We start from the raw sequence: 13,372 nt of genomic DNA on the forward strand, positions 1-13,372 counted from the left end.
CCCGCCGTTCACCGGGCTGGAGGCGCCGAAGGGGTTGACGGACAAAGTGGCGATGGGGAGCCCGTCCACCACGTACAGCGGATCGGTGAACATGTTATTGTTAAGGACGTTGCGGCCGCGAAGCTCCACTTTCCTGGCGCCGGCGGAGTTGGCCGACTGGCTGATGCGGAGGCCGGGGATGCGCCCGGCGATGGCGTCCAGCACATTCACGACGGGCTGCCTTTCGATATCGGCGGCTTTCACGGTGGCAATGTTGGCCGTACCGGTCCTTTTATTGGTGGTGCCCAATACCGTGATCTGCACTTCGTCGAGCTTGTTCTCGGAGAGTTTGAGCTCCACACTGTAGGCATGCGAGGTGATGATCTCTTCGGTTATTTTAAAACGGTGATCGACGTAGCCAATGTAGCTGATCCGGATCTGGTCTCCCAGGCTGGCGGCGATTTCTACCGATCCGTTGCCGGCGGTCAGGAAGTGCTTCTGCGTGGTGAGGTTGCTCACGGTAGCGCTGCCCAGCGGCGTAAAGCCGTTGGCGTACACGAATACGTTGATGGCGCTTTCCTTCATCAGTGGCGCCAGCAAGGCTTCAGGCGCCGGGGGCGTTTCCTTTTTGGAGACGAGGATGTTGCGGTCGATGATCTTGTAGGTCAGCGATTGCTGCTCGAAGACCTTGTTGAGGAAAGCCTCCAGGCTGATGTCTTTCACCTGGATGGTGACAGGCCTCGCCACGGACAAAGCAGCGGCTTTGTACATGAAAACGTAGTCGGTCTGCGACTCCACGGCGGCAAATACTTTTTCCAGCGGAACGTTCTTTCCGTTGAAATTGATGTGCTGGGAAAGGCCTTTTGCGGAAACCTGCAGGAAGGCGACGGTAAGGAGGAAGAATGTTAGTTTCATGACTAACAGCGATTTGGTTGAGCTACGTACACACCCATAGGGAGCCCGCATGCAATTAAGAATCTTTTGCATAAATTGCAGTAGTTTCCGCCCCTTTCACCCGGGGCGGCATGTTTAAGTGAACAAAAAGCAGTCTTTACCTGATTGTGTTTTTTACATTGCTTGAACATCGGCCGGAAGTGTTGCAAGCGCTTCCGGTTTTTGTTTTCGGCAAGATCTTTTGGTTGTTATTTTACATATAAAGTATTCCCCTTCAGTTCGAAATTCACGTCCATCGTTTCCAGTACTTTCAGCACATCGGAAAGGTTGGTGTTCCGGTGCATTTTGCCTTTGAAGATGACGTTCTCCGGCTTCCCGACGTACTGCACGTCTATATTATACCATCTTTCCAGTTGCCGCATGATGCTGTAAAGGTCTACCCCGTCGAAATTGAACAGGCCGTTTTTCCATGCCGTTATTTTACCCGGATCGATGGATTCGGTGACGGTGAGGGAAGGTTCGGCCGGCGTATCCGTTTTGCTGAGGATGGCCGTTTGGCCCGGTACGAGTATTTTATGCCGGGCTTTATGATCCGCGGCGGAAGCGTGTGCGGGCGTGATTTTCACGGCGCCCGTCAGCAGCGTGGTTTGCGTGGTTTGTTCGTTGGCGTAGGCATTGATATTGAAAGAAGTGCCCAGCACTTCGACTTTCATGTCACCCGTTTCCACGACGAAAGGCTGCCAGCTCCTGTTGGTGACGTCGAAATACACTTCCCCGGAGATCTTCACCCGTCGCTCCTCCCCTTTGAACGCCACGGGGTATTCGATGGAAGAGGCGGCGTTGAGCCATACTTCCGTGCCGTCGGGCAGGGTAACGTGGTACTGCCGGCCTTTAGGCGTGGTGATGGTATTTTTTGCGGCTTCGCCGGTGGCGGCGGTGGCGTCGTAAACGAGCTCATTGTCTTTCAGGGATATTTCGGTGCCGTGCTGGTTGGCGATGGTGCCGTTGGCCATGCTGTCGAGCACGAGCCGGGTACCGTCGGCCAGGGTGAGGATGGCGCCGTTTTTACCGGGGGGAATGTCCTGCACGGAGGTTTTACCGCCGGTCAGGATGGATGAAGGGTTGGGTTGGATGAGGAAGAAGTAGGAAGATACGCCAAAGGCCAGCACGAGTACTGCGGCGGCCCATTGCCAGCGGGCGCGCATCGGGAATACTTTCCGCGGGGCAGGCTTGCCAGACAGGAAGCGCTCCAGCGCGGCGGCTTCATCGAACTGCGCCATCGCCTGCACCTGCTGTTGGCGCCCGGCCTCGTTATGGAGCGATTCCCACAGGCGGCGGTGCTCGTCTTTAGCGGCGATCCAGGCATCGAGCTCGGCCTGCTCGGCGGCGGTCAGCTCACCTTGCCGCGAACGGGAAATGAGCGATGCGATATCGAAAGGATCGTTCGAAAAAGGCGCCATGTCTAATGATATTTATATTATTACAACGCGGTACCCTGATCGTACTAAAGGAATCGAAAAAAAATTCACGAATGATGGGAAAACAGGGAGAATAAGGCGAAAACCACCGGCGAAAGGCGCATCCGGAGCAGCTTCATGCCCCGCGTCTTCTGGTTTTTCACCGTCTGAAGGGATATATCGAGTAATTCAGCGATCTGCTCGTTTTTCAATCCTTCTATATAACTCATCCGCACGATCTTCCCGCATTGTTCGGGCAGATTGGCTATCTCACGGTAAATTTCCCGAAACACCTCCGTGCGGATCACTTCCAGGTCTTCCGCCGCGGTCATCTCCTCCTGCCCGTCCAGGAATATGGCCTGCCGCTCCTGGCTGTGCCGGGCGCCTTTTAAGAAGTTGAGGGCAGCGTTGCGCGTGGCTTTGTAGAGGTAATCCTTCAGGTGCCGGAGATCCGCGAAATAAGACTGCTTTTGCCAGAGCTTCTCGAAAACGTCCTGCACAATGTCTTCCGCATGACCGGGCTCGCCCACGATCCTTGCCGCGAATAGACAAAGCGCACTGTAATATTCTTTGAATATATAGGAATATTGCAATGTATCCCCCGAAGTCAATCCCCGTAAAATCTGCTGCTCAGTATGAGAAGGTGTACGCGGCAAGTTTGAAGTTTGTTGGTAGTTGAACCGTAAAAATAATTAAAAAATCAAGCTATAAAAATGTAAATGGAGAGCGGTTCGTAGCTATTTTCGCGTACACACCATCCGCCATCCACCCATGCTCGACTCGGAAAAAACTGCATTCTACCTCGGACTTTTCAAAGGCATCGCGCCGGAAGACCTCCTGAAAGTGATCCACGCCACGCAACAACGCGTCCTGGAACCGGGCGAAATTTATATCCGGGAAGGGGAAAACAGTCCCAGGCTGGGGTATATCAAGGAAGGCCTCATCCGGTCATACCATGTAAATGAAAAAGGGATGGAATCCACGGTGCTGTTGCGTTGGGAAGAGCAGATCGTGGCCTCGTACGACAGCATCCTCATGCAGCGCCCCTCCCGCTTTACGTACCACGCGCTGGAAAAAACGACCCTGCTGGAAGTCAATTACCACCTCGTTGAGCAGCAGCTGGAGAATAAGCCGGTATTTGAAAAAGCCCGCTACCACTTCGTGCTCGACATGCTGGCGCAGTCGCTCGAGCGGATAGAAACCTTTGTGCTGCTGACGCCGGAAGAAAGGTACCGCCAGCTGATCAAAGACAAACCCGACCTGCTGCAGCGGGTGCCCGACAAGCACCTGGCCACCCTTTTGGGCATCACGCCCGTTTCGCTGAGCCGCATCCGGAAAAGAATACAATCGAAGCCTTCGCGTTAATTATCTTTTGTTAACGCCGCTCCGCCGCCGCCGGGATATTTTTGTGCTAAATATTCTACGCATGGAACAACTGGTTAAAACGCTGGCGGCGATATTCAGCATTACGCTTGTGAGGTATTTGATCCTGGCAGGCATCCCCTTTCTGTTTTTCTATATCGTACTTTCCAACTCCACCACGAAATACAAGATTCAGCAACGGACTGCCGGCAAAAAGGACTTCCTGCGGGAGATCCTGTTCTCCAGTTCCTCCAGCCTCGTATTTGCCGTGATATCGCTCGTCATCCTTTTCACGCCGTTGAAGTCTTACACCCTGCTGTATTCCGACTACAATGCTTACCCGCTGTGGTGGCTGCCGCTGAGCCTGGTGCTGAGCCTCGTCATCCACGACACGTACTTCTACTGGATGCACCGGCTGATGCACCACAAGAAAATTTTCCGCTTTACGCATAAAGTGCATCATCAGTCCACCAACCCTTCGCCCTGGACCTCCTATTCCTTCCACATCCTGGAAGCCGTGGCCGAAGGCGGGATCCTGCTTGTGCTGGCGTTTACATTGCCCATGCATGCGGAAATGCTGATCCTGTTCACGATCGTGAGCCTGATGATCAATGTGTACGGGCATCTGGGCTATGAGATCATGCCGAAGGGATTGCGCCATTCTTTCCTGTTCGAAGTGATCAATACTTCCGTATACCACAACCTGCACCACAGCAAGTTCAAAGGGAATTACAGCCTGTATTTCCGGTGGTGGGACAAGCTCATGAAAACGGAGAACCCGGATTATGTGAAAGAATACGACCGCATCCAGGAGCAGCGCTTCGGCAGCAGGGCTGCCGTGGCGTGATGGGTGTGATTTATTAGCTAGAAAGCCGCGCGGGTCCCGGGGATCGGCGCGGCTTTGCCGTTTCAGGCGGAAAATAAGGCCTGCTTCCGGCGAATATGGTAACGGTTCCTGACGAAAGAGTACTTTTGCAGCATTTGATTATATTTGATTACAGCGTACGTTGCGCCAACCGTTAACCGGAATCTATGAAAAAAGCAATTACCCTTCTCCTGATTATCATTTTTACGGCCGGCGCGGTCTATGCCCTCGTTTATTTTATGAAGATGGACGGTTTTGCCTTTGCCTGGGCGCTGAATTTCCTGCTGATGTTCTGCGTGCTGGCGTTTACGGAAACGCTGAAAAGCCCGCTTGCCTCCGCTTACTACACGGCAAAGCCCTGGGAGCGGCGGGGGAAAATATACGAGGCGGCCGGTATCAACCTGTACAGGAAACTGCTGGTATGGACCGGTTGGGAAAAGCTGAACAAGAAGAACGCGCCCGTTGTGAAAGGCACCGGTGCGCTGGCGCATCTCCATTATCAAACGAAAAAATCGGAACTGGGCCACCTGATCATCCTGGTGATCGTGCTGGGATTCACCGTGTATGTAGCCATGGAATATGGCGTACTGAAATCGGTCCCCCTGATGATATTGAATATCCTGCTCAACCTGTACCCCGTTTTCCTGCAACGGTACAACCGTCCGCGGATTGAGCGGGCGATACGTTTGAGCCAACGCTGATAAGCCCGGATTCCTTATTTTCACTATCCGATAATACTGATATCACCTCGCTTAACTTTAATTACTACTATTATGACGGACAAACAACCGCCACGCGAGGCATTATGCCATATCCGCCCCGCTACGCCGGCCGACCTACCAGCCCTTCGCATGGCCGAACAGGGCGTAATCGCCTGGGAGCGCCCTTTTGATCACCACCTCGCCCCCGACCCGATCTCTTATTACGACCTGGACAATATGTTTGGCCGGGACGACGTGCTGCTGCTCATGGCCGAGATCGCCGGGCAGCTGGCGGGCACCGGTTACATCCTCCGCCGGCCCAACAAACCTTACGAAGCCAACAGCCATCACGGTTATATCGGCTTTATGTACACGGCGCCGGAGCACCGCGGCAAGGGCATCGCCACTGCCATCATCGCGCGTTTGCGGGACTGGGCGCAGGAAAAAGGCCTGAAAGAACTGCGGCTGGAGGTGTACGACGAAAACGCCGGTGCGATCCGTGCTTATGAAAAAGCAGGGTTTAAAAAGGTACTGACCGAGATGCGGGTGGATTGCTGAACCCCTATTCCAGGGAAACCACCTGCCCGCGCCGCTCCCTGCGCACACCTCCGGGCAGCAGCCAGAGCATGCCCGCCACGATCACCATGCAGATGATGCCGGCGGTCAGGCCGTTATCCAGCGCTAATTTGTACGCCACCTTCGTTTCCCCGAAAACCGAACTATAAAAAATCCCGCCGATAATGCTGATGCCGAGCGCGGATGCGATTTGCTGAAAGGTGGAGAAGATCCCGGCCGACATGCCCGCGTTGCGGGTGGGGATGCTGTCCAGCACGATGTTCAGCAAGAAAGGGAGCACCATCCCGTTGCCCAGTCCATATACCCCGATAAGCAGTATATGCAGGTAAGGCTGGCTTTCCGTGCCGAACAGGCGGATCTGCAATACGAAACTGGCGAAGATGATCAGCAATCCGGCCAGCAGTACGCATTTGCCGTACGCCACCAGTAATTTTGACGCCAGCATCGCACTGAGCATGAAAAGCAGCGCATGCGGCACGAAATAGAGGCCGCATGCCAATGCGGAGATGCCAGGGCCGTTTTGCAGGTATACCACTACCATCAGCAGGTATGCCGTATGGAACATGAAATGGAACAGCACCGCCAGCAAGCCCAGCATGAAATGCCGGTTGTTGAAGAGCCGCGTATCCATCAGTGGCTGCAAGTTGGCAGCGGTTTTTCTTTTTTGGTCATAGAAAAAGCGGATCAGCATCACGCTGCCGCAGAGCAGCAGCCCCAGGCTCCAGGCGGGCCAGCCTCCTTCCCTGCCCTCTGTAATGGCGTAAATGAAACTGCCGAGGCCCGCCAGCAGCAGCAGGGCGCCGGAATAATCGAAACGCACGCCACGCTCCTGCTGCGTTTCCGGCAGGTATCGCCGGATGGCCCACAACGCCAGCGCGCCTACGGGCAGATTGATAAAAAAGATCAGCCGCCAACCCGCAATGGCGGTATTCGTTTCAGCGAGATATCCGCCGAGTACCTGCCCGATGATGGCGGCGATGCTGAGCGTCATGCCATACCAGCCGATGGCTTTGGCCCTGGGCCCGGGCTCGGGGAACAATTCCTGGATCAAAGCGATGGATTGCGTAACCATGAACGCCGAGCTCACGCCCTGCAGGAACCGCGCGATGTTCAGTTGCAGCATGGACTGCGCCAGGCCGCAGATGCAGGAAGTGACCGTAAACCACAACATGCCCCAAAAGAACACTTTCTTCCTTCCCAGGTAATCCCCTGCCCGCCCGCCGATGATGAGGAAACAGGCGCTCCCCAGCAGGTATCCCGCAATCACCAGCTGCATTTCTCCCTGCGTGGCATGGAGATGCTGCCGGATGGTCGGGACAGCGATATTGATGATGAAAATATCGATCACATACAGCAGCGGCGCCGTAAGGATCACCAGCAGCACGAGCCACCGGGAATGTTGTTTGCCAGCCATACTAAGTATTTACAAGTGAAGTATGGCGCAAAATTACCGGCGCGGCTACCCGCAGGCAACCGGAAAATGGACAAGTATTTTTTCAGGGAAACGGAAAACGCAGCCGGATGCTGTCGGGATACGGCAGGTTCAGTCCCTCGAAATCGAGGGGAAAGACGAGGAACAGGCTATTCTCTGGTGCGCGGGCATCCAGTGCAACGGGGATCGTTTGGCCCGGCAAAGTGGATTTCCAGGCTTCGGGGACGTGTATCCAGCGGACGGCGGCATATTGCCGGCCTTCGAAGGTGTAGGTATAACTTACGCGGTCGCGCTTCTTGTACCCGCGCTCGTCGATTTCCGTGATGGTTCCGGCGGTGAGGGCTTTGTTTTCCCGGATGCCGCGCTCGCGGTTGTTTTCGCGGACATTGACATAGATGAGGAACCCCGCCAGGAAGGCGAAGAAAAGAGGCAGGCCGTATACCAGGCCGCGGTTGATGAGGGGTTTAAACATGTTGGGGCGGGGTTGTTTGTTGGGTTACCCGTCTATCGCCACGCCTTCCTCAGGCGTCCAATCATTAAATTCAATCGTCACCCAATGATCGATATTCAGCCAGTATAGCGTCAAACTCCAGGAAATGGGCCCGCCTTCTATCCTGTAAAATGAAATTCCATCCATCTCGAATGCTTTATCAAAGTCTGTCAGGGGTTCTTTACTCGTCCAATCTTCCAGTTCTCTATCCAGGAACGGCAGCAGTACTTCATTTTTCAGTTGCGGGTATCGGTCGGCAAGTTCACGAAAGAATTCCTTTTGTGCCGTAGTGGGCCCGTTTTCGTCGGCATCGAAGGAAATAATGCAGGGCTGTGCATCGAAGGAGACCGTCCCTTCGTAATAGTTCTTCGATGCGTCTTTGAACGTAACATACTCCAACGGACCGAATAAATCGTCCGTCAAAATTACCCTGGGTTTCCTTCGTAAAAAATCGAATAGTCTCATAAGTAAGGATAAGGTGAAAGGGCATATTATTTCTTAGGGAACAACAGCGTCGAGATATTATACAGCTTTTCGCGATGCTGCTCCTGGTGGAAGGCGGATTTCATCTCCTTCAGGCAGGCAGCGCAAAGGCAATCCGCGTACTTCGTGCCGATATAATCCCGCTCCTCCTGCGACAGCGTTACGGTCATGCACTGGCACAATGCAATCGAGCCCACCTTGCATTCAAACCCGCCGCCACACCTGGGACAGGATTTTTCTTCGTGTTTGCACATACCCGAATATAAGGAAAACCGGTGATGTAGCGGCGGAACAGATGGCAAAACCCGGTAATACTCGGTATGGCCTCGGCACTTCGACGGCGGTTTCCGGCATTACGGGGCGCCGGATCGTTCTTCCGCACGGGCAACCGGCGGGATTGGGCGCACGCCGGCTAATTTTGCCGTCAATAATCCCCCATCGCATGAAATTCTTGTTTGTACTCCTTTGCGGCAGCGTGCTGCTCACCACCGCCCTGGCCACCAGGCCCTGGGACATTTTCAGCACCCTGCAGATCGACCGCGAAGAGGTGCCGCGGTATGTGGACCGGAACTTTGAAGACGGCGAGCTTCGTTTCCCCAACACCCGGGAACTGAAAAAGCTGGATCCATCCCGGCGGGCGGCAGCCGTTAAGGAGATCGGGGATTTTATCAAAAGTTATATGCAGTCGCCGGTATATGCCAAAAAGTTCAGCCAGGACAGGGAAAACGCGAAACCCAAAAGCGCGGAAGGGAAGATTAAGGCAGAAATCGCCGACCTGGAAAAATCCATCCCGGAAGCCGAAAAAGACCTGAAAGAAGCCACGGAAGCGACCAAAGCGCTGGCCGAATCGCTCGTGAAATTGCTGAAGGAGAAATACAACGCGCTCAAAAATCCCGCCGATCCCAAACATGACCTGTATGTAATGACCGTGGCGGGCATGGATTATACCAACGCCGCCGACTACGAAGCGGCGGTGAAGAAATGGGATGCGGAATACCCCGCCACACCGAAAGACCTGATCCGCAAGCGCCTGCAGCAGTTCCTGGACCTGACGGCCGACATCAATTTCGACGCCGAGCTGAAAACAGACAGCCATGGCGTGAAATACTTTGCGGATGAGGAACTGGAGCGGAAAAACGAACATTGGAAACTATGTTTCCGCAGTGGAAAAGAAACCGTGACGGCCGCCAGGGCGTATGCGGATCAGTGGTTAAAAGAATTGAAATAAATATGAAAAAGATCCAAGTAATGCTTTGCCTGCTCCTCGTTACCGGGAGCAGCGCGTATGCCCAGCGGTTCCTGAAGAATATGGCCAGCAGGGCCGAAAACGCCGCCACCAACAAAGCGGGAAACGCCGTGGAGAAAACGGTGAACGCCGCCTCCGACGAGATACTGAACGGGCCTAAAAAGAAAGAAGAAACCGACGGGAAGAAAACGCCGGGTACGGCGGAAGACAAAACCGCCCCCGCCGGTAAAAGTGCTGCCGTGCCCGTACAGGCTTATTCCAAATTCGACTTCGTAGCGGGCGAGCAGTTGCTCATCGCGGATGATTTTTCGCAGGATGCCATCGGGGAATTCGCCATGCACTGGAATACGAACAACAAAGGCGAAGTAGTGTCCATGAAAGACAACACGAAATGGCTGAAGCTCGCACAAGCCGGCACTTATACCTCACCCAACTCGAAAATGCTGCCGGAAAACTTCACCATGGAATTCGATATGATCCTGGACATGCAGACCAAAGGCTACCTCTACCCGGAAATGACCTTCACCCTGTTCAACAGCGGCGCGGAATCGCCCACCGGCAATACGGTATTCAAGAAGTTGCATGAAAACAAAGCCGTGGTAATGAATTTCTTCCTGGGAGAAAATAATAACACCCGCAGCACCCTGGCCACCTATGCCAAACATTATGAAACGTTCAAAACAGCGGTACAAACCGTGAAGGTTTTGGAAGATAATTATAAAAAACCCGTTCATTTCGCCATCAGCGTGCAGAAAACGCGCTTCCGGATGTGGATCAACGAACAGAAGGTATACGACATGCCCAAGATCATCGACGATCAGTTCAACCAGCTGGCGATCGCCATCAGCAGCTCCAACTACAAAGACGATGAGCTGGGCTTCTATATCTCCAACTTCAAGCTGGCCACCGGCTACCCGGACGTCCGTTCCAAACTGCTTACGGAAGGCAAGTTCAGCACTACAGGCATCACATTTGATGTGAATTCGGACGTGATCAGGCCTGCTTCCCTGGGCGTGATCAAAGAAATTGGTACCGCGCTGCAGTCGGACCCAGCCGTGAAGATCCGCATTACCGGCCATACCGACAGCGACGGCTCCGCGGCCACGAACGAAGCGTTGTCTAAAAAGAGAGCTGAAGCCGTGAAAAAGGCGCTTGCCGAAATCCATGGCATTGCGGCGGACCGGATCGAAACGGAAGGAAAAGGCGCCTCGGTGCCGGTGGCTGAGAATACCAGCCCGGAAGGGAAAGCGAAGAACCGGCGCGTGGAGTTCAATAAATTATAGATAAATGCACCCTCCAATCGAACAGGAAGCACCTTCCGCCGGTCATTCCGCACCACCAAGTTTAAAATGGTGAAACTGTTGAATTATTAATGAAGATCAACGGCCATAAATGCCTTCGCGACTTTTAAAAGGATATCAAAATTACGCCGGTATGAAGTCAAAATTTCAGGGAGTAGCCATTACGGTTACTCCCTTTGGTTTTATGATTAGTCTAAAGCAGCCGCCATTACTTCCTTTTTAACGACTTCTTCACGTAACTCAATCGGACGACAATCTTAAAGGAATATCCTCAACCGTTTTTGTACCATCGGCATAAGTTAAAATTCCCAAAAAGCATAATCACACTGACGATAAACCAGATAAATTTAAAGCGGAGATTTTTGCATCACAGATAGCAGAAGATATGCTAGAGAATAATAACGATCCTGTACATGTACTTAATGCAATAATGAATATTTTACAGGTAAACTAATACTTAAAGAAAGTTAGTTAGCCACTCAGTAGCAATCCCTAAACTTAAAAGTCAATTTATATCAGAAAAACCGCTGTGTAGTACAACTGCTTTTCTGTTATTCGCGTGTGGCTAGCACTGTAAAGCTAAGAAGAATAGATCCTTAACATGTTTGGTTCGGCAAAGTAAACAATTTAAGGCGAGAAAGCCGCGCGGGGCAAACACATATACCATTTTGATCTTCTGGTCTTTTGCTTTAACTGGTGGCGTCCAGTTCTTTCTATTGAGACTCCGGCAGTTGCCAAAATGAAATTGAAAGATCGTGACTTAGTTTCATACACCTTGTTTTTTGGTAACTGAAAAATATTGTTCAGAATGGTTCAGAATGAACCGTTTCAACTCCTATAAATCATTGCAGACAAGAATTTCGAAGAAAAAAGGTGACCCCAAAGTAGGATAAATTGAGATTACCTTTTTCGTCACCATTTAGCGTGGTTTGACAAGGATTACATTACGTGATAAAAAGCGAAAAGCCGCGCCGATCATGCGATCTGCGCGGCTTTAGTTTGTTAGACTTTCGTCTTTGTGATCCCGCTGGGATAACTTTTTAATATTGAAGACGCTCGAAATGAGCGGTTTAAACCATGTTTATCATATCAGGGCACCACTTAGGGCACCAGTCAATTTTGAGCAATTTGATATGATTTAAAGAACTTACCGTTATCCCTACAAATATACAGGATAACTATGTAACATCATAGGGTAATCAACCATTATTACGAAAATTCTCTAGCCCCCTAACGAACAAATGTTGAACTTTTTTTTACAAGATTTGGCTCTTTTGGAGAAGTTGGCTTAAAATACAACAAGTGTTAAGGAAGTAATTTTTTGCAGAAAGCATTGAGTTTTCTCTCAATCATCATCATTTCTGTCAAGAAATATTTTACCAAACGTGTTCAAAGTGAAAAGTGACTTTACAAAAATATCATGTGCGACCTCTCTATAATTGTCTTCTTTGATCCCAAAAAAGGAAACGGCTTTAAGGCAATTTTTATTGGAATTGCTAAAACGATGAGCCATCATTCCTGATCTTAAGTCTTGCAAATTTCTGAGAAAAGTTATCATATCGGGAATGTTTGTTTGATGATCCTCTAGAAATCGGGCTAGTTTTGAGATACCTTTTTCATTTTCCACTTTTGGTAAACCTTTTACTAGCATTTCTTCATTTAAACTATCTATAGTAAATTTCACAAGGATCAGCATTTGTTCACAAAAAGACCGGATATTGTTTTCCGAAGGCAGATGTAATGAATTAAAAGAGATTGCTTTACAAGAGATGCTGTCAACTATTATTGGAGAGCTTCGTGAAAATGGGCAATGGGGAACAGCCCATATTTATCAAACCACTTTTTATTAAACCGCATATATTTTTCCTTAAAATGTATATCTACCGAATCAGATTCACGCGCCCAGTTTCCTAGTATCATCGTATCATAGTAAGAACCGCTGATACCCATTTCTGATTGAGGAGCAATATTATGATGCTTCCAATGTAGTTGCTCCTTTTGTGGAAGCATAGCCAAATCGTTGAGAAATACCATTACATAGTCGTCATTGTTATTATCCATTTTAAGACTAAGGAAACTGGACTTAAGATGGAAACCGTCTACTTGATATTTATGTGGGTTATTATAGTATTTGTTTAATACTTCCTTATTAAAATATACGGGAGTAAAAAACTTATGTTCTTCTGAATTGCAGGAAACTGTTTGTTCCGTTCCATCATCATTATAGCCAATTACAAAGCTTTCATACGCATCTTCGTCCAAGTCGAACCAAAATTTTTGGCTCTTCGATGGATCGTATTTGAGTATAGTTTTGCCGATAATCCAGCTTTGTAAATTATTCCCGTCTATTCCTGGAACTCCTCTGATTAGATGATTATAATGGAAGCTATCGCCAACAAAATCTTCATCTTTGGGGACAAATGCACTACCTGCGCCTTCAAAATTTGTCATACACATAAAGTCGAAACACAATGAAAGATGCATTTTCCGGACAGCTAGATATTCGACAATCAATCTTAATTTTATACACACCTGCCGTTCTTTAACACGTATAACTTCTTCTGCTTCGCCCATTTCATCGATGAA

At 50.7% G+C, this 13,372-nt stretch carries 15 protein-coding genes; 6 read left to right on the top strand and 9 right to left on the bottom strand.

Annotated features, from left to right (window positions below; translation table 11 throughout):
- From Q0510_RS04080 to Q0510_RS04090, 3 genes are all read right to left on the bottom strand, one after another.
- Positions 1-894, bottom strand: an 894-nt coding sequence (locus Q0510_RS04080; protein ID WP_298708498.1) for a SusC/RagA family TonB-linked outer membrane protein, incomplete at its 3' end; no start/stop codon positions are given.
- Positions 895-1,121: 227 nt separating this feature from the next.
- Positions 1,122-2,333, bottom strand: coding sequence for a FecR family protein (locus Q0510_RS04085; protein WP_298708500.1), 1,212 nt, complete (start codon positions 2,331-2,333; stop codon positions 1,122-1,124).
- A gap of 65 nt (positions 2,334-2,398) precedes the next feature.
- Entirely contained in the window at positions 2,399-2,986 is a 588-nt protein-coding gene (locus Q0510_RS04090) for an RNA polymerase sigma-70 factor (RefSeq protein ID WP_298708502.1), read from the bottom strand.
- Positions 2,987-3,101: 115 nt separating this feature from the next.
- Here Q0510_RS04090 and Q0510_RS04095 point away from each other — a divergent pair, with 115 nt between their 5' ends.
- The 4 genes from Q0510_RS04095 to Q0510_RS04110 all read left to right on the top strand — a co-directional run bounded on the left by Q0510_RS04095 (position 3,102) and on the right by Q0510_RS04110 (position 5,816).
- Positions 3,102-3,695 carry a Crp/Fnr family transcriptional regulator gene (locus Q0510_RS04095; protein WP_298708504.1) on the top strand — a complete coding sequence of 198 codons (594 nt, stop codon included), beginning with the start codon at positions 3,102-3,104 and terminating at the stop codon, positions 3,693-3,695.
- Between the two features lie 61 nt (positions 3,696-3,756).
- The gene (locus Q0510_RS04100) at positions 3,757-4,539 is read left to right on the top strand and encodes a sterol desaturase family protein (RefSeq protein WP_298708505.1); all 783 of its coding nucleotides are present in this window, start codon (positions 3,757-3,759) and stop codon (positions 4,537-4,539) included.
- Between the two features lie 185 nt (positions 4,540-4,724).
- A complete protein-coding gene (locus Q0510_RS04105; protein ID WP_298708507.1) occupies positions 4,725-5,258 on the top strand; it encodes a hypothetical protein in 534 nt (177 codons plus the stop codon).
- 72 nt (positions 5,259-5,330) lie between these two features.
- Complete coding sequence (locus Q0510_RS04110) at positions 5,331-5,816, top strand: GNAT family N-acetyltransferase (protein WP_298708509.1); 486 nt, start codon at positions 5,331-5,333, stop codon at positions 5,814-5,816.
- Positions 5,817-5,820: 4 nt separating this feature from the next.
- Here Q0510_RS04110 and Q0510_RS04115 read toward each other — a convergent pair whose 3' ends face one another.
- The 4 genes from Q0510_RS04115 to Q0510_RS04130 all read right to left on the bottom strand — a co-directional run bounded on the left by Q0510_RS04115 (position 5,821) and on the right by Q0510_RS04130 (position 8,493).
- Complete coding sequence (locus Q0510_RS04115; protein ID WP_298708510.1) at positions 5,821-7,248, bottom strand: MFS transporter; 1,428 nt, start codon at positions 7,246-7,248, stop codon at positions 5,821-5,823.
- 82 nt (positions 7,249-7,330) lie between these two features.
- Entirely contained in the window at positions 7,331-7,738 is a 408-nt protein-coding gene (locus Q0510_RS04120; protein WP_298708512.1) for a hypothetical protein, read from the bottom strand.
- A 24-nt stretch (positions 7,739-7,762) separates the two neighbouring features.
- Entirely contained in the window at positions 7,763-8,179 is a 417-nt protein-coding gene (locus Q0510_RS04125; protein WP_298708514.1) for a hypothetical protein, read from the bottom strand.
- A 68-nt stretch (positions 8,180-8,247) separates the two neighbouring features.
- Entirely contained in the window at positions 8,248-8,493 is a 246-nt protein-coding gene (locus tag Q0510_RS04130; RefSeq protein WP_298708516.1) for a cysteine-rich CWC family protein, read from the bottom strand.
- Between the two features lie 188 nt (positions 8,494-8,681).
- On the opposite strand from Q0510_RS04130, the gene Q0510_RS04135 reads away from it, so the two are divergent.
- Both Q0510_RS04135 and Q0510_RS04140 read left to right on the top strand, forming a co-directional pair.
- Complete coding sequence (locus Q0510_RS04135) at positions 8,682-9,467, top strand: hypothetical protein (RefSeq protein WP_298708518.1); 786 nt, start codon at positions 8,682-8,684, stop codon at positions 9,465-9,467.
- Positions 9,468-9,469: 2 nt separating this feature from the next.
- Positions 9,470-10,768, top strand: coding sequence for an OmpA family protein (locus Q0510_RS04140; RefSeq protein WP_298708520.1), 1,299 nt, complete (start codon positions 9,470-9,472; stop codon positions 10,766-10,768).
- 1,363 nt (positions 10,769-12,131) lie between these two features.
- On the opposite strand, the gene Q0510_RS04145 is transcribed toward Q0510_RS04140, so the two are convergent.
- Both Q0510_RS04145 and Q0510_RS04150 read right to left on the bottom strand, forming a co-directional pair.
- Positions 12,132-12,470 (bottom strand): hypothetical protein, encoded by a 339-nt coding sequence (locus tag Q0510_RS04145; protein WP_298708522.1) that lies wholly within the window; start codon positions 12,468-12,470, stop codon positions 12,132-12,134.
- Between the two features lie 98 nt (positions 12,471-12,568).
- The coding region (locus Q0510_RS04150) for a hypothetical protein (protein ID WP_298708524.1) at positions 12,569-13,372 on the bottom strand (804 nt) is incomplete at its 5' end.

This window comes from uncultured Chitinophaga sp., from assembly GCF_937874145.1.
GTDB lineage: Bacteria > Bacteroidota > Bacteroidia > Chitinophagales > Chitinophagaceae > Chitinophaga.

Excerpts from the sequence above, each read along its gene's own strand:
- Q0510_RS04085 (WP_298708500.1), bottom strand. The coding sequence starts at position 2,333 with ATGGCGCCTTTTTCGAACGATCCTTTCGATATCGCATCGCTCATTTCC.
- Q0510_RS04095 (WP_298708504.1), top strand. The coding sequence starts at position 3,102 with ATGCTCGACTCGGAAAAAACTGCATTCTACCTCGGACTTTTCAAAGGC.
- Q0510_RS04100 (WP_298708505.1), top strand. The coding sequence starts at position 3,757 with ATGGAACAACTGGTTAAAACGCTGGCGGCGATATTCAGCATTACGCTT.
- Q0510_RS04105 (WP_298708507.1), top strand. The coding sequence starts at position 4,725 with ATGAAAAAAGCAATTACCCTTCTCCTGATTATCATTTTTACGGCCGGC.
- Q0510_RS04110 (WP_298708509.1), top strand. The coding sequence starts at position 5,331 with ATGACGGACAAACAACCGCCACGCGAGGCATTATGCCATATCCGCCCC.
- Q0510_RS04115 (WP_298708510.1), bottom strand. The coding sequence starts at position 7,248 with ATGGCTGGCAAACAACATTCCCGGTGGCTCGTGCTGCTGGTGATCCTT.
- Q0510_RS04120 (WP_298708512.1), bottom strand. The coding sequence starts at position 7,738 with ATGTTTAAACCCCTCATCAACCGCGGCCTGGTATACGGCCTGCCTCTT.
- Q0510_RS04130 (WP_298708516.1), bottom strand. The coding sequence starts at position 8,493 with ATGTGCAAACACGAAGAAAAATCCTGTCCCAGGTGTGGCGGCGGGTTT.
- Q0510_RS04135 (WP_298708518.1), top strand. The coding sequence starts at position 8,682 with ATGAAATTCTTGTTTGTACTCCTTTGCGGCAGCGTGCTGCTCACCACC.
- Q0510_RS04140 (WP_298708520.1), top strand. The coding sequence starts at position 9,470 with ATGAAAAAGATCCAAGTAATGCTTTGCCTGCTCCTCGTTACCGGGAGC.